This window comes from Enterobacter cloacae complex sp. GYL001 (assembly GCF_049237125.1).
GTDB lineage: Bacteria > Pseudomonadota > Gammaproteobacteria > Enterobacterales > Enterobacteriaceae > Enterobacter > Enterobacter hormaechei_C.
The window spans coordinates 130314-146011 of record NZ_JBMKGW010000001.1 but is presented as its reverse complement, the minus strand read 5'-3'; the positions used below and the strand labels follow the sequence as shown (position 1 = coordinate 146011).

At 55.0% G+C, this 15698-nt stretch carries 15 protein-coding genes; 14 read left to right on the top strand and 1 reads right to left on the bottom strand.

Going from position 1 to position 15698, the window contains the following annotated elements:
* Positions 1-77 precede the first annotated feature (77 nt).
* Complete coding sequence (gene rihA / locus ACOTWU_RS00695) at positions 78-1019, top strand: pyrimidine-specific ribonucleoside hydrolase RihA (RefSeq protein WP_040117372.1); 942 nt, start codon at positions 78-80, stop codon at positions 1017-1019.
* Between the two features lie 56 nt (positions 1020-1075).
* On the opposite strand, the gene ACOTWU_RS00690 is transcribed toward rihA, so the two are convergent.
* Positions 1076-1558, bottom strand: coding sequence for a zinc ribbon-containing protein (locus ACOTWU_RS00690; RefSeq protein ID WP_003858689.1), 483 nt, complete (start codon positions 1556-1558; stop codon positions 1076-1078).
* 214 nt (positions 1559-1772) lie between these two features.
* Here ACOTWU_RS00690 and leuS point away from each other — a divergent pair, with 214 nt between their 5' ends.
* The 13 genes from leuS to ACOTWU_RS00625 all read left to right on the top strand — a co-directional run bounded on the left by leuS (position 1773) and on the right by ACOTWU_RS00625 (position 15556).
* Positions 1773-4355, top strand: coding sequence for a leucine--tRNA ligase (gene leuS / locus ACOTWU_RS00685; RefSeq protein WP_015571136.1), 2583 nt, complete (start codon positions 1773-1775; stop codon positions 4353-4355).
* Between the two features lie 14 nt (positions 4356-4369).
* Entirely contained in the window at positions 4370-4939 is a 570-nt protein-coding gene (gene lptE / locus ACOTWU_RS00680) for an LPS assembly lipoprotein LptE (RefSeq protein ID WP_006809628.1), read from the top strand.
* Positions 4939-5970: a DNA polymerase III subunit delta gene (gene holA / locus ACOTWU_RS00675; protein ID WP_252049323.1), complete on the top strand. Its 1032-nt coding sequence runs from the start codon at positions 4939-4941 to the stop codon at positions 5968-5970. The genes lptE and holA overlap by 1 nt, the downstream gene beginning before the upstream one ends.
* Positions 5963-6628: a nicotinate-nucleotide adenylyltransferase gene (gene nadD, locus ACOTWU_RS00670; protein ID WP_003858694.1), complete on the top strand. Its 666-nt coding sequence runs from the start codon at positions 5963-5965 to the stop codon at positions 6626-6628. The genes holA and nadD overlap by 8 nt, the downstream gene beginning before the upstream one ends.
* Positions 6629-6896: 268 nt before the next feature.
* Positions 6897-7214, top strand: coding sequence for a ribosome silencing factor (gene rsfS / locus ACOTWU_RS00665; protein WP_003858696.1), 318 nt, complete (start codon positions 6897-6899; stop codon positions 7212-7214).
* Between the two features lie 3 nt (positions 7215-7217).
* Positions 7218-7685, top strand: coding sequence for a 23S rRNA (pseudouridine(1915)-N(3))-methyltransferase RlmH (rlmH, locus tag ACOTWU_RS00660; protein WP_003858701.1), 468 nt, complete (start codon positions 7218-7220; stop codon positions 7683-7685).
* A gap of 28 nt (positions 7686-7713) precedes the next feature.
* The gene (gene mrdA, locus ACOTWU_RS00655; protein WP_015571138.1) at positions 7714-9615 is read left to right on the top strand and encodes a peptidoglycan DD-transpeptidase MrdA; all 1902 of its coding nucleotides are present in this window, start codon (positions 7714-7716) and stop codon (positions 9613-9615) included.
* 2 nt (positions 9616-9617) lie between these two features.
* On the top strand, positions 9618-10730 hold the full coding sequence (gene mrdB, locus ACOTWU_RS00650; RefSeq protein WP_015571139.1) for a peptidoglycan glycosyltransferase MrdB: 1113 nt from the start codon (positions 9618-9620) through the stop codon (positions 10728-10730).
* Positions 10731-10746: 16 nt separating this feature from the next.
* Positions 10747-11853 (top strand): endolytic peptidoglycan transglycosylase RlpA, encoded by a 1107-nt coding sequence (gene rlpA, locus ACOTWU_RS00645; RefSeq protein WP_023303295.1) that lies wholly within the window; start codon positions 10747-10749, stop codon positions 11851-11853.
* 139 nt (positions 11854-11992) lie between these two features.
* Positions 11993-13204: a D-alanyl-D-alanine carboxypeptidase DacA gene (gene dacA, locus ACOTWU_RS00640; protein ID WP_003858714.1), complete on the top strand. Its 1212-nt coding sequence runs from the start codon at positions 11993-11995 to the stop codon at positions 13202-13204.
* 107 nt (positions 13205-13311) lie between these two features.
* Entirely contained in the window at positions 13312-13575 is a 264-nt protein-coding gene (gene ybeD, locus ACOTWU_RS00635) for a DUF493 family protein YbeD (RefSeq protein ID WP_003858718.1), read from the top strand.
* Between the two features lie 94 nt (positions 13576-13669).
* On the top strand, positions 13670-14311 hold the full coding sequence (lipB, locus tag ACOTWU_RS00630) for a lipoyl(octanoyl) transferase LipB (protein WP_017694313.1): 642 nt from the start codon (positions 13670-13672) through the stop codon (positions 14309-14311).
* 291 nt (positions 14312-14602) lie between these two features.
* The gene (locus ACOTWU_RS00625; RefSeq protein WP_017694314.1) at positions 14603-15556 is read left to right on the top strand and encodes a YbeF family transcriptional regulator; all 954 of its coding nucleotides are present in this window, start codon (positions 14603-14605) and stop codon (positions 15554-15556) included.
* Positions 15557-15698 lie beyond the last annotated feature (142 nt).

Genomic DNA, 15698 nt, shown 5'->3' with positions numbered 1-15698 from the left:
TTTAGATCTCTTTTTCTATTCGGCGTCATATCGCAGCGTTAACCTTGTCACAAATAATGCTGAGAATGGAGAACGCTATGGCACAGCCAATTATTCTCGACTGCGATCCGGGTCATGATGACGCGATCGCACTCGTCCTTGCTCTTGCTTCCCCTGAACTGGACGTAAAAGCTGTCACCTCCTCCGCCGGGAACCAGACGCCGGATAAAACCTTACGAAACGTGTTGCGGATGTTGACGCTGCTGAAACGCACCGATATTCCGGTCGCAGGTGGCGCCGTTAAGCCACTGATGCGCGAGCTGATCATTGCGGATAATGTTCACGGTGAGAGTGGGCTGGATGGCCCGGCGCTACCGGAGCCGAATTTCGCACCGCAAAACTGCACTGCCGTCGAGCTCATGGCGAAGGTGCTGCGTGAGAGCGCAGAGCCCGTGACGCTGGTGGCGACCGGCCCGCAGACCAACGTTGCGCTGCTGCTGAACAGCCATCCTGAACTGCACAGCAACATCGCCCGTATCGTCATCATGGGCGGGGCAATGGGGCTGGGGAACTGGACGCCAGCAGCAGAGTTCAACATCTTCGTTGACCCGGAAGCCGCGGAAATCGTCTTCCAGTCGGGCCTGCCGATTGTGATGGCGGGGCTGGACGTGACGCATCGGGCACAGATTATGACAGACGATATTGAACGCTTCCGCGCCGTGGGCAACCCGGTTGCAACGACCGTGGCCGAGCTGCTCGACTTCTTTATGGAGTATCACAAAGCCGAGAAGTGGGGCTTCCACGGCGCCCCGCTGCATGACCCATGCACCATCGCCTGGCTGCTGAAGCCGGAAATGTTTACCACGGTCGAGCGTTGGGTTGGTGTGGAAACACAGGGGAAATATACCCAGGGAATGACGGTGGTGGACTATTACTCATTGACGGGAAACAAGCCGAATACCACGGTAATGGTGGATATCGATCGGGAAGCGTTTGTGGATTTGCTGGCGGAGCGGCTGGCTTATTATTCTGTGGCCTGATGCCCTCACCCCGACCCTCTCCGACAGGGAGAGGGTGCAAACAGTTTTGCTTTTACCTACGGCTCAAACGGCCGACGCTGGAACTGGTCGTGCCCGCACTTCGGACACAGCGACAGCACCTCCGGCGTATAAACGGCGATATGGTGGTGGCACTTCTCACACACCAGGTTCCCCAACCCCACTACTTCGCCGCTGTGATAGACACCGTGGTGGTTTAAATCCTGAAACACCTCACGCCATTCCAGCTGAGTTTTATCGGTAATATCCGCCAGCTCCTGCCACAGGCTCTCTTTGATGACCCGCATAAAAACGCTGTCGGCGATCTCGTCCTGGCTCTCTTCATAGCTTCGCGCGAACTCCTCCAGGTCACGGCGTACGGCGCGCGTCACCTCTTCCACTTCGGTTCGCGTTAACTCACCCGTTTGCGTCACGCGTGCGCGTGCCTGTTCGACCAGCGCGTCGATATCACGCTCGCCGTTACGCAGCCGTTCCGTCAGAGTCGCTACCAGTTCACGGTAAAATTGAGCAACCTTGTTCATCATTTTGCCTCCCGGGTAAGTAACTGTCTCTAATAATAGACCTTATTTCGCCGCCGCTTTGTCAGGTGAAGCACAGACCCGGTAAATTCCTGCAAAGTGCATTTGCGTGAAAGGCTGTTTTGACGCGGGCGTTTGGGCTATGCTATGCGGATCTGAATTACCACATCCATTGGCTACATTTGTAGCTGTATTGAACACAGGACCACTGGCTGCCATGCAAGAGCAATACCGCCCGGAAGAGATAGAATCAAAAGTCCAGCAACACTGGGACGAGAAGCGCACCTTTGAAGTAACCGAAGACGAGAGCAAAGAGAAGTATTACTGCCTGTCGATGCTTCCCTATCCTTCTGGTCGACTACACATGGGCCACGTGCGTAACTACACCATCGGTGACGTGATTGCGCGCTACCAGCGTATGCTGGGCAAAAACGTTCTTCAGCCTATCGGCTGGGATGCGTTCGGCCTGCCTGCTGAAGGCGCGGCGGTGAAAAACAACACGGCACCGGCTCCGTGGACGTACGACAACATCGCGTACATGAAAAACCAGCTGAAAATGCTGGGCTTCGGCTATGACTGGAGCCGCGAGCTGGCAACCTGTACCCCGGAATACTACCGCTGGGAGCAGAAATTCTTCACCGAGCTGTATAAAAAAGGCCTGGTGTACAAGAAGACCTCTGCCGTTAACTGGTGCCCGAATGACCAGACCGTTCTCGCGAACGAGCAGGTTATCGACGGCTGCTGCTGGCGCTGCGACACAAAAGTAGAGCGTAAAGAGATCCCGCAGTGGTTTATCAAAATCACCGCCTACGCTGACGAACTGCTGAACGATCTGGATAATCTGGACCACTGGCCAGATACCGTTAAAACCATGCAGCGCAACTGGATCGGCCGTTCCGAAGGTGTGGAAATTACCTTCAACGTTGAGAACTACGACCAGACCCTGACCGTCTATACCACCCGTCCGGACACCTTCATGGGCGCGACCTACCTGGCCGTGGCCGCAGGTCACCCGCTGGCGCAGAAAGCGGCAGAAAACAATCCGGAACTGGCGACCTTCATCGACGAATGCCGCAATACTAAAGTGGCCGAAGCCGACATGGCGACGATGGAGAAAAAAGGCGTTGATACCGGCTTTAAAGCCATTCACCCGCTGACGGGCGAAGCGATCCCTGTCTGGGCAGCCAACTTCGTACTGATGGAATACGGCACAGGCGCAGTGATGGCCGTGCCGGGTCACGACCAGCGCGACTACGAATTTGCCACCAAATACGGCCTGACCATCAAGCCTGTTATTCTTGCCGCTGACGGCTCTGAGCCCGATCTCTCTGAGCAAGCGCTGACTGAAAAAGGCACCCTGTTTAACTCCGGTGAGTTCAGCGGCCTTAGCTTCGAAGAAGGCTTCAACGCCATCGCCGACAAGCTGGCCTCCCTGGGCGTGGGCGAGCGTAAAGTGAACTACCGTCTGCGCGACTGGGGCGTTTCCCGTCAGCGTTACTGGGGTGCGCCAATCCCAATGGTGACTCTGGAAGATGGCACCGTGATGCCAACGCCGGAAGATCAGCTGCCGGTGATCCTGCCGGAAGACGTGGTCATGGACGGCATCACCAGCCCGATCAAAGCCGATCCTGAGTGGGCGAAAACCACCGTCAACGGTCAGCCAGCGCTGCGTGAAACCGACACCTTCGACACCTTTATGGAATCCTCCTGGTACTATGCGCGCTACACCTGCCCGCAGTACAAAGAAGGCATGCTGGATTCCGATGCAGCAAACTACTGGCTGCCGGTAGACATCTACATCGGTGGCATTGAACACGCCATCATGCACCTGCTCTACTTCCGCTTCTTCCACAAACTGATGCGTGACGCAGGCCTCGTCAACTCCGACGAGCCGGCAAAACAGCTGCTGTGTCAGGGTATGGTGCTGGCAGATGCGTTCTACTACGTTGGCGCGAACGGCGAGCGTAACTGGGTTTCTCCGGTTGATGCGATTGTGGAGCGCGACGAGAAAGGCCGTATCGTGAAGGCGAAAGACGCCGAAGGTCATGAACTGGTGTATACCGGCATGAGCAAGATGTCCAAGTCGAAAAATAACGGTATCGACCCGCAGGTAATGGTTGAGCGTTACGGCGCTGACACCGTGCGTCTGTTCATGATGTTCGCCTCCCCGGCAGATATGACGCTGGAATGGCAGGAATCCGGCGTTGAAGGGGCAAACCGCTTCCTGAAACGCGTCTGGAAACTGGTGTACGAGCACACCTCTCAGGGTGATGCGCCAGCGCTGAACGTGGCTGCACTGAGCGAAGATCAGCAGGCGCTGCGTCGTGATGTTCATAAAACCATTGCGAAAGTCACCGATGATATTGGTCGTCGTCAGACCTTCAATACCGCAATTGCGGCTATTATGGAACTGATGAACAAGCTGGCGAAAGCCCCGCAGGACGGCGAGCAGGATCGCGCCTTAATGCGTGAAGCGCTGCTGGCGGTCGTTCGCATGCTTAACCCGTTCACGCCGCACGTTAGCTTCACCCTGTGGCAGGAGCTGAAAGGCGAAGGCGATATCGACAACGCGCCGTGGCCAGTGGCGGATGAATCCGCTATGGTGGAAAACACCACGCTGGTGGTGGTGCAGGTTAACGGTAAAGTGCGCGGTAAAATTACCGTCGCGGTCGACGCAACCGAAGAACAGGTTCGCGAGCGCGCAGGCCAGGAGCATCTGGTCGCGAAATACCTTGAGGGCGTTACCGTACGTAAAGTGATCTACGTACCTGGTAAACTGCTGAATCTGGTCGTTGGCTAAGCGCGGGAGGAAACGTGCGACAACTGGCAACAATACTCTTATCTCTGGCGGTGCTGGTCACCGCTGGCTGCGGCTGGCACCTGCGCAACACCACGGCAGTGCCTGCTCAGATGAAAACAATGATCTTCGACTCATCCGATCCGAACGGACCGCTGAGCCGGGCCATTCGTAACCAGCTGCGTTTGAACGATGTTGAGCTGATCGAGAAGGGAACCCTGCGTCAGGATGTTCCTTCGCTTCGCGTCCTGAAATCAACGCTGTCACAAGATACGGCCTCGATCTTCCAGGATGGGCGGACGGCGGAATATCAGATGGTGCTTACCGTTGATGCGGCCGTCTTGATGCCAGGTAAAGATATTTACCCTATCAATACCAAAGTCTACCGCTCGTTCTTCGATAACCCGCAGACGGCGCTGGCAAAAGACGCCGAACAGCAGATTATCATCAAAGAGATGTACGATAAGGCCGCGGAACAGCTGATCCGCAGACTGCCTGCCATTGCCGCGTCGACGAAAAAAGGCGCTGACGTCATCGAAACACCGGATGCCAGCACGCCGGATATGCCAACGTCTCTGGGTAACTGATGATCAGGTTGTATCCTGAACAACTCCGCGCGCAGCTCAACGAAGGGCTGCGCGCGGCCTATCTGCTACTCGGCAATGACCCCCTGTTACTTCAGGAAAGCCTTGATGCGGTTCGCCATGCGGCAGCCGCGCAGGGTTTCGATGAGCATCATACGTTCCAGATCGATAACAGTACCGACTGGAACGCTATCTTCTCGCTTTGTCAGGCCATGAGCCTGTTTGCCTCTCGTCAGACAATCCAGATCCTGCTGCCAGAGAATGGACCTAACGCTGCTATCAATGAACAGCTGGCCATGCTGGTAAGTTTGTTACACGACGATCTGCTGCTTATCGTACGCGGCAACAAACTCACAAAAGCGCAGGAAAACGCGGCCTGGTTTACCCGGCTAGCCCCCAGTGCGGTGCTGGTCACCTGCCAGACGCCAGAGCAGGCGCATCTGCCAAAATGGGTTGCCGCGCGAGCAAAGCAGCACAATTTGCACCTGGATGAGGCCGCCAGTCAGCTCCTGTGCTACTGCTACGAAGGCAACCTTCTGGCACTGGCGCAGGCGCTGGACAGGCTCGCCCTGCTGTGGCCCGATGGTAAGCTGACGCTGCCGCGCGTGGAACAGGCGGTGAATGATGCCGCGCACTTTACCCCCTTCCACTGGGTTGATGCGCTGCTGTCGGCGAAAAGTAAGCGTGCTCTGCACATCCTGCAACAGCTGCGCCTGGAAGGGAGTGAGCCGGTCATCCTGCTCCGTACGCTCCAGCGCGAATTACTGCTGCTGAACAACCTTAAACGCCAGTCAGCACACACGCCCCTGCGCGCCTTATTCGACAAACATCGCGTCTGGCAAAACCGTCGGGCGATGACCACGGAGGCGATAAACCGCCTGAGCCAGGAGCAGTTGCGTCAGGCAGTACAACTTCTGATGCGCGCCGAACTGACGTTAAAACAGGATTACGGCCAGTCTGTCTGGGCGGAGCTGGAGAGCCTCTCTTTGCTGCTCTGCCATAAGGCGCTGGCAGACGTATTTATCGATGGGTGATATGCATTCTTTACAGGCAATGTATGGCGGGACCTTCGACCCGGTACACTATGGGCATCTTAAGCCGGTAGAAATCCTCGCGAATTTGATTGGGTTGCAGCGGGTAATCATCATGCCCAACAATGTTCCGCCGCACCGTCCTCAGCCAGAAGCAACCAGCGAGCAGCGTAAAGCGATGCTCGCGCTGGCTATCGCCGATAAGCCTCTCTTCACGCTGGATGAGCGTGAACTGCGCAGGGATACCCCTTCCTGGACATCGCAAACGCTGCGGGAGTGGCGCGCTGAGCAAGGGCCCATGAAACCGCTGGCGTTTATTATCGGCCAGGATTCCTTGCTCAACTTTCCCAGCTGGTACCAGTACGAAACCATTCTGGAAAACAGTCATCTGCTGGTCTGCCGCCGTCCGGGCTACCCGCTGACCATGCGCGACGCACAGCATCAGCAGTGGCTTGACGCGCATCTGACGGACAATATAGAAGACCTGCACAGTCTCCCCGCCGGGAAAATTTACCTCGCTGAAACGCCGTGGTTTGATATTTCCGCAACCCTCATCCGCGAGCGTCTCCAGCAGGGTTTAGACTGTGACGATCTCCTCCCCTCGCCCGTGCTGGCCTATATCCATGCGCACGGTCTGTATCAGAAAAGTACAGATGTCTGAGCATCGCCGGCGAAATTGTCCGTTAATGATTATCCTGCCTTGACAGGCTAAGCCATACTGATATCCTCCGCTGCCAGACTTTCCCGCCGATCGCTGCTTTACAGAAATTGTTTTACAAAAATGGCGATGCAATATCAGGCGGAGGGTGGGATGATACCCGCCTTCAAAAGCCGGGCGGTGACATTTGTCCCGCGACTGGCGTCAGTTCAGGTATACTGACTGACCACGAATTCATAGTTGTACAATCTCATTCACCCAGGGGGAAAACTTGCAGGGTAAAGCACTCCAGGATTTTGTTATCGACAAAATTGATGACCTGAAAGGTCAGGACATCATCGCTATCGACGTTAAGGGTAAATCCAGCATCACCGACTGCATGATCATCTGCACCGGGACCTCAACTCGTCACGTTGTTTCGATTGCTGACCATGTTGTTCAGGAATCGCGCGCGGCAGGGCTGCTTCCGCTGGGCGTTGAAGGTGAAGCGACCGCTGACTGGGTGGTTGTCGATCTCGGCGATGTGATTGTCCACGTCATGCAGGAAGAGAGCCGTCGCCTGTATGAGCTGGAAAAACTCTGGGGTTAATGCGTGAAGTTGCAACTGGTCGCCGTCGGCACCAAAATGCCGGACTGGGTACAAACCGGTTTTACTGAGTATCTGCGTCGTTTCCCAAAAGATATGCCGTTCGAACTGGTGGAGATCCCAGCAGGAAAGCGCGGCAAGAACGCAGATATCAAACGTATTCTTGATAAAGAGGGAGAACTGATGCTGGCTGCCGCAGGCAAAAACCGCATCGTGACCCTCGATATTCCGGGCAAACCCTGGGATACGCCGCAGCTGGCGCACGAACTGGAGCGCTGGAAGCAGGATGGTCGGGACGTCAGTCTGTTGATTGGCGGACCAGAGGGGTTATCTCCCGCCTGCAAAGCGGCAGCAGAACAAAGTTGGTCACTCTCGGCGCTGACGCTGCCCCACCCGCTTGTACGGGTTCTCGTGGCAGAAAGTTTGTATCGCGCATGGAGCATCACTACCAACCACCCTTATCACCGCGAGTAATGACTGACCAGGGTAATTTAAGCAGCGGATGAAACTACAGAATTCTTTTCGCGACTATACGGCTGAGTCCGCGCTGTTTGTGCGCCGGGCGCTGGTCGCCTTTACGGGGATTTTGCTGCTTACCGGCGTGCTGATCGCCAACCTCTATAATCTGCAAATTGTCCGCTATACCGATTACCAGACCCGCTCAAACGAAAACCGTATCAAGCTGGTGCCCATCGCGCCCAGCCGCGGCATTATCTACGATCGTAACGGCACGCCGCTGGCGCTTAATCGCACCATCTACCAGATAGAGATGATGCCCGAGAAAGTGGATAACGTGCAGGATACGCTGAACGCGCTGAGAAGCGTTGTCGACCTGACTGATGACGATATCGCTGCGTTCAAAAAAGAGCGCGCACGTTCTCACCGCTTCACCTCCATTCCGGTAAAAACCAACCTGACGGAAGTGCAGGTCGCCCGTTTTGCCGTTAACCAGTACCGTTTCCCCGGTGTGGAAGTCAAAGGCTATAAACGCCGCTACTATCCTTACGGCTCCGCGCTGACGCACGTCATTGGTTACGTCTCCAAAATCAACGATAAAGACGTCGAACGCCTTGATAAAGACGGCAAGCTGGCTAACTACGCCGCAACCCATGATATTGGCAAGCTGGGGATCGAACGTTATTACGAAGATGTGCTGCACGGTCAAACCGGGTATGAAGAGGTTGAAGTTAACAACCGTGGCCGCGTGATCCGTCAGCTGAAAGAGGTTCCCCCGCAGGCGGGGCATGACGTCTATCTGACGCTCGACCTGAAGCTACAGCAGTATATCGAGACGCTGCTGGCGGGTAGCCGTGCTGCGGTTATTGTGACCGACCCGCGTACCGGCGGCATTCTGGCAATGGTTTCGATGCCAAGCTACGATCCGAACCTGTTCGTGGATGGCATCTCCAGCAAGGATTACTCCGGCCTGCTCAACGATCCAAACACGCCGCTGGTGAATCGCGCGACGCAGGGGGTTTATCCTCCAGCTTCAACGGTTAAACCGTATGTCGCCGTGTCTGCGCTAAGCGCGGGCGTCATCACCCGCAATACCAGTCTGTTTGACCCCGGCTGGTGGCAGTTGCCTGGCTCTGAGAAACGCTACCGCGACTGGAAAAAATGGGGCCACGGCCATCTGAACGTGACCAAATCACTGGAGGAGTCGGCGGATACCTTCTTCTATCAGGTCGCCTACGACATGGGTATTGACCGTCTGTCTGAATGGATGAGCAAATTCGGCTACGGGCATTACACCGGTATAGATTTGGCTGAAGAGCGTTCCGGCAACATGCCAACCCGCGAATGGAAGCTGAAGCGCTTTAAAAAACCCTGGTATCAGGGTGACACCATTCCGGTAGGGATCGGCCAGGGCTACTGGACGGCAACGCCGCTGCAAATGAACAAGGCGATGATGATCCTCATTAACGATGGCGTTGTGAAAGTGCCGCACCTGCTGCAAAGCACCGTTGAAGACGGCAAAAAAGTGCCGTGGATACAGCCGCACGAGCCGCCGGTGGGTGACATTCATTCCGGCTACTGGGAAATCGCGAAAGACGGCATGTACGGTGTAGCCAACCGCCCTAACGGGACGGCGCACAAATATTTCGCTGGCGCACCGTATAAGGTAGCCGCGAAATCAGGTACGGCTCAGGTCTTCGGTCTGAAAGCGAATGAAACTTATAACGCACATAAAATTGCCGAACGTCTGCGTGACCACAAGCTCATGACGGCGTTTGCCCCTTATGATAACCCGCAGGTTGCGGTGGCGATGATTCTTGAGAACGGCGGCGCAGGCCCGGCGGTGGGTACCATCATGCGTCAAATCCTTGACCACATCATGCTGGGTGACAACAACACCGAACTGCCAGCTGAAAACCCGGCAGCCGCTGCGGCGGAGGACCAATAATCATGACGGATAATCCGAATAAAAAATCGCTGTGGGACAAGATCCACATCGACCCTGCCATGCTGCTGATCCTGCTGGCTCTGCTGGTCTATAGCGCCCTCGTTATCTGGAGCGCCAGCGGCCAGGATATCGGCATGATGGAGCGTAAAATCGGCCAGATCGCCATGGGTCTGGTCATTATGGTGGTGATGGCGCAAATACCGCCGCGCGTGTACGAGGGCTGGGCGCCCTATCTCTATATTTTCTGTATCATTTTGTTGGTGGCAGTAGATGCTTTCGGCGCCATCTCGAAAGGGGCGCAACGCTGGCTGGATCTGGGGATTGTCCGCTTCCAGCCGTCGGAAATCGCCAAAATCGCCGTCCCGCTGATGGTGGCGCGCTTTATTAACCGCGACGTCTGCCCGCCGTCGTTGAAAAATACCGCCATTGCGCTGGTGCTGATTTTCCTGCCGACGCTGCTCGTGGCCGCACAGCCGGACCTCGGTACTTCAATTCTTATCGCCCTCTCCGGCCTGTTCGTCCTGTTCCTGTCCGGCCTGAGCTGGCGTCTGATTGGTATCGCCGTGGTGCTGGTTGCCGCGTTTATCCCCATCCTCTGGTTCTTCCTGATGCATGATTACCAGCGTCAGCGCGTTATGATGCTACTCGATCCCGAGACCGATCCGCTGGGCGCAGGCTATCATATTATTCAGTCGAAGATTGCGATTGGCTCCGGAGGCCTGCGTGGTAAAGGCTGGCTGCACGGTACGCAGTCGCAGCTCGAATTTTTACCGGAACGCCACACCGACTTTATCTTTGCCGTTCTGGCTGAGGAGTTAGGGCTGGTTGGCATCCTGGTGCTGCTTGCACTCTACGTGCTGCTGATCATGCGAGGTTTGTGGATTGCCGCGCGCGCGCAAACCACCTTTGGTCGCGTGATGGCAGGCGGATTAATGTTGATTTTGTTCGTTTATGTCTTCGTAAATATTGGTATGGTGAGTGGTATTCTGCCGGTTGTTGGCGTACCGCTGCCGCTGGTGAGTTACGGGGGCTCGGCACTGATCGTGTTGATGGCCGGGTTTGGTATCGTCATGTCGATCCATACCCACAGGAAAATGTTGTCCAAAAGCGTATAAAAATAAGGGGATCGCAATGCGTAAGCAGTGGCTGGGGATCTGCATCGCAGCAAGTTTACTTGCCGCCTGTACAAGTGATGATGGTCAGCAACAGGCAACCGTCGCGCCGCCGCAGCCTGCGGTCTGTAATGGCCCGATTGTTGAGATTAGCGGTGCCGATCCCGTTTATGAACCGCTGAACGCCAGCGTGAATCAGGATTATCAGCGCGACGGTAAAAGCTATAAAATCGTTCAGGATCCTTCCCGTTTCAGCCAGGCTGGCTTTGCTGCCATCTATGACGCTGAGCCCGGCAGCAATCTGACCGCGTCGGGTGAAACCTTCGATCCGATGCAGATCACGGCGGCACACCCGACGTTGCCTGTCCCGAGCTATGCACGCATCACTAACCTGGCGAATGGCCGAATGATCGTGGTGCGTATCAACGATCGCGGTCCTTACGGCACCGATCGCGTGATCTCCCTGTCCCGCGCGGCTGCCGACCGTCTGAACACCTCAAACAATACTAAAGTGCGTATCGACCCGATTATCGTGGCGCAGGATGGTTCACTGTCTGGCCCGGGCACGGCCTGTACCACGGTCGCGAAACAGACCTATGCCCTGCCCGCTCGCCCGGATCTGAGCGGTGGTATGGGGGGCGCTTCAACGCCGGCAGAGCCCGCACAGCCGCAGGGTGAAGTGCGTGCTATCAGCAACGATACGCTGCAAAGTGAAGACGCGACAGGCGCCCCGGTGAAAAGCAGTGGTTTCCTTGGCGCACCAACCACGTTAGCGCCGGGCGTGATTGAATCAAATGAACCTGCCCCAGCGCCTGCGCCCGTCGCTGCTGCACCCGCTACACAACCCGCCCCGGTGACCGCGCCTGCTGCTACGCAGACGGCGGCGCCTGCGACGGCGAGCGGCAGCTACGTGGTTCAGGTTGGCGCCGTCAGCGATCGGACCCGTGCAGAGCAATATCAGCAGCGTTTAAGCAAGCAGTTTGGCGTGCCAGGCCGCGTTGAGCAAAACGGTGCGGTATGGCGTATCCAGATGGGTCCATTTGCCAGCAAATCGCAGGCAGCGTCCCTGCAACAGCGTTTGCAGAGCGAGGCGCAGCTCCAGTCGTTTATCGCTGTTGCAAAATAATTATTCGGTGGTATCCGAAATGTCAGTTTGTGTAAAGCACGTTAACACTCTCATGATGAAAGTCGGATGCCTGCCCGTATAGCATTTGCTATAGTAAGGCACTTTTTTTAATTCCATCACGGATGTCGTAGTTCTGACCATGAAGACCACTTTTTCTGCTCGTTTTGTGCAGCGCATGGCGCTGACCACGGCCCTTTGCGCTGCTGCGTTCTCCGCAGCTCACGCGGACGACCTGAACATCAAGACCATGATCCCTGGCGTTCCGCAGATCGACGCGGAATCCTACATCCTGATTGATTACAACTCCGGCAAAGTTCTGGCAGAACAGAACGCCGATGCCCGCCGCGATCCGGCCAGCCTGACCAAAATGATGACCAGCTATGTTATCGGCCAGGCCATGAAAGCAGGCAAATTCAAAGAAACCGACCTGGTGACTATCGGTAACGATGCGTGGGCAACCGGCAACCCGGTGTTCAAAGGTTCATCGCTGATGTTCCTGAAGCCAGGCATGCAGGTTCCGGTCTCTCAGCTTATCCGTGGCATCAACTTGCAGTCCGGTAACGACGCCTGCGTGGCCATGGCCGATTTTGCAGCGGGCAGCCAGGACGCGTTTGTGGGCCTGATGAACAGCTACGTCTCCGCCCTGGGCCTGAAAAACAGCCACTTCCAGACCGTTCACGGCCTGGACGCCGAGGGTCAGTACAGCTCCGCGCGTGACATGGCACTGATCGGTCAGGCGCTGATCCGCGACGTGCCAAACGAGTACTCTATCTACAAAGAGAAAGAGTTCACCTTCAACGGCATTCGTCAGACCAACCGTAACGGCCTGCTGTGGGACAACAGCCTGAACGTCGACGGCATCAAAACTGGCCACACCGATAAAGCCGGCTATAACCTGGTGGCCTCCGCCACTGAAGGCCAGATGCGTCTGATCTCTGCCGTGATGGGGGGACGTACGTTTAAAGGCCGCGAAACGGAAAGCAAAAAGCTGCTGACCTGGGGCTTCCGCTTCTTCGAAACCGTGAACCCGCTGAAAGCCGGTAAAGAATTTGCCTCTGAACCTGTCTGGTTTGGCGATAACGACCGCGCTTCCCTGGGCGTGGACAAAGATCTCTATCTGACGATCCCACGCGGTCGTATGAAAGATCTGAAAGCCAGCTACGTGCTGAATACCACCGAGCTGCACGCCCCGCTGCAAAAGAATCAGGTCGTGGGTACCATTAACTTCCAGCTGGATGGCAAAACCATCGATCAGCGCCCGCTGGTGGTGCTGGAGGAAATTCCTGAAGGCAATTTCTTCGGCAAAATCATTGATTACATTAAGCTGATGTTCCATCACTGGTTTGGTTAAAAATTGAACACTTGAAAGTGTGATTTTGATCCCCATATACTACGTATCAGTAAAACTCCCGCCCCGTGGCGGGAGTTATTATTTTTTATACACACGCCGGAGCTGACATGAAAACCAAACTTAACGAACTGCTTGAATTCCCTACCCCTTTTACTTACAAAGTAATGGGTCTGGCGAAACCTGAGCTGGTTGATCAGGTGGTTGAAGTGGTACAGCGCCATGCGCCGGGTGACTACTCTCCATCAGTCAAACCGAGCAGCAAAGGTAACTACCACTCGGTCTCAATCACCATCACTGCGACACACATTGAGCAGGTTGAGACGCTGTACGAAGAGCTCGGCAATATCGAAATTGTTCGTATGGTGCTGTAGTCCCCCTGCGGTTACCCGGTTTGCCGGGTAACCCACTTCCCCGCTGTGATATACTCCCCGTTACCTATTCTCCCTTGTCTTCGGAGACGTCCTTTTGTACCAGGATAAAATTCTTGTCCGCCATCTTGGGCTACAGCCTTACGAGCCAGTCTCTCAGGCTATGCATGAATTTACCGATATGCGCGATGACACCACCCCTGATGAAATCTGGCTGGTTGAACACTTGCCGGTGTTTACTCAAGGCCAGGCAGGAAAAGCCGAACATTTATTGATGACGGGTGATATCCCGGTGATCCAGAGCGATCGCGGTGGACAGGTAACCTACCACGGCCCGGGCCAGCAGGTAATGTATGTCCTGCTTAACCTGAAACGCAGAAAGCTGGGCGTGCGTGAGCTCGTGACCTTACTGGAACAAACCGTGGTGAACACGCTCGCTGAGTACGGTATCGATGCTCACCCTCGCGCCGATGCCCCGGGCGTCTATGTTGGAGAGATGAAGATCTGTTCGCTGGGGCTGCGTATCCGTAAAGGCTGCTCGTTCCACGGGCTGGCGCTGAATATCAATATGGATCTGACCCCTTTCCAGCGCATCAACCCATGCGGGTATGCCGGTATGGAAATGACGCAAATGCGCCAGTGGGTCGATACCGCCACCCCTGAGAATATCCGCCCCGTGCTTCTGAAGAAGTTTTTAGCGCTGCTTAACAATCCTGACTACGAATATATTGCTGCTTAACACACTTCCGGCAGTGGTTCGGTTATTTGACCAGCCACTGCTTAATTGCCGCATTTACGCTTTACAATAAACCGCATATTCTATATTTTCGAGTCGCCCATATATTAGCGTCCCATATTAATTAGAACCTTAATAGTACCATCACCGGGTATCGTGTAACGTGCGTGATAATCACCCAACTGCTTGTTTTCGATAAACAAGGGAAACTTGCGAAACACTTTACGAATCTCTGCAAGCATAATAAATAAATTCAACTATCATTCATATTGTGAATGGATACGGAGTAAGAGCGTGGAGCCTACTAATTTACCAGCCAAACGCCTGAATGAAACCAGCGGCGAAGATAAGCCGCAAATTTTCCGGACTTTACGTAATATTGATCTCAATTTATTGACTATTTTTGAGGCGGTATATGTCCACAAAGGTATCGTTAATGCTGCGAAAATTCTTAATCTCACGCCCTCCGCTATTAGCCAGTCAATTCAAAAATTGCGCGCGATATTTCCCGATCCCTTATTTATTCGTAAAGGCCAGGGCGTAACCCCCACCGCGTACGCCACCCATCTGCATGAGTACATCAGCCAGGGTCTGGAATCGATTCTGGGCGCGCTGGATCTCACCGGCAGTTACGATAAGCAACGAACCATCACCATAGGCACCTCTCCCTCTGTGGGCGTTCTGGTCATGCCCGCTATTTACCAGGCTGTTAAACAGCATGCGCCACAGCTGCTGATCCGCAACGTGCCCGTTAACGATCCGGAAACTCAGCTGGCACAATTCCAGACGGACCTGATCATCGACAGCAACAGCTTCGCGGCCAGGGCATTAGGGCATAACGTTCTCTATACCGACTCTCTGGCGCTCGTGTGTCGTCAGAATCATCCTGCATTGGGCGCAGCTTTGACGCCTGAAAATTTGCGTCATTACGAACATGCAACCTTTATGTCCGAGGGACAGGGTCCGGATCCGCTGCGCCAGCGTATTGACGAACTGTTCCCGGACCGTCTGATCAGCTTCAGCAGTTACAATATGTTTACCCTTGCGGCCCTGATTGGCAGCAGCGATTTGCTCTGTATTATGCCTGTGCGTCTCTTCACTCTGCTTCAAAAGTGCTGGCCGCTGGAGAGCATTCCATTGAGTCAACTTACGACGGAATCTGTTGAAATCTCACTGCATTACAACAAGCTAAGCCTGCGCGATCCGGTGCTGGAAAACGTCATTAACGTGATCCGCCAGGCGTTCTGATCCCGCCTTTCAGCACAAGCCCCTGCCGCAAGCGGGGCAAAAGGCACAAAACAACAACTATTTTACAAATTGGCGACCTGGCAGGCTGCTTTATCGCCCCTTTAAATGATATACTGCCTGTCGTTCGTTCAAAAATAGTTGA

What these genes read in the sequence shown, in the direction of transcription:
- ybeD (WP_003858718.1), top strand. Translation starts at nt 13,312, where the DNA reads ATGAAAACCAAACTTAACGAACTGCTTGAATTCCCTACCCCTTTTACT.
- ACOTWU_RS00690 (WP_003858689.1), bottom strand. Translation starts at nt 1,558, where the DNA reads ATGAACAAGGTTGCTCAATTTTACCGTGAACTGGTAGCGACTCTGACG.
- rihA (WP_040117372.1), top strand. Translation starts at nt 78, where the DNA reads ATGGCACAGCCAATTATTCTCGACTGCGATCCGGGTCATGATGACGCG.
- holA (WP_252049323.1), top strand. Translation starts at nt 4,939, where the DNA reads ATGATCAGGTTGTATCCTGAACAACTCCGCGCGCAGCTCAACGAAGGG.
- mrdA (WP_015571138.1), top strand. Translation starts at nt 7,714, where the DNA reads ATGAAACTACAGAATTCTTTTCGCGACTATACGGCTGAGTCCGCGCTG.
- mrdB (WP_015571139.1), top strand. Translation starts at nt 9,618, where the DNA reads ATGACGGATAATCCGAATAAAAAATCGCTGTGGGACAAGATCCACATC.
- rlpA (WP_023303295.1), top strand. Translation starts at nt 10,747, where the DNA reads ATGCGTAAGCAGTGGCTGGGGATCTGCATCGCAGCAAGTTTACTTGCC.
- nadD (WP_003858694.1), top strand. Translation starts at nt 5,963, where the DNA reads ATGGGTGATATGCATTCTTTACAGGCAATGTATGGCGGGACCTTCGAC.
- dacA (WP_003858714.1), top strand. Translation starts at nt 11,993, where the DNA reads ATGAAGACCACTTTTTCTGCTCGTTTTGTGCAGCGCATGGCGCTGACC.
- leuS (WP_015571136.1), top strand. Translation starts at nt 1,773, where the DNA reads ATGCAAGAGCAATACCGCCCGGAAGAGATAGAATCAAAAGTCCAGCAA.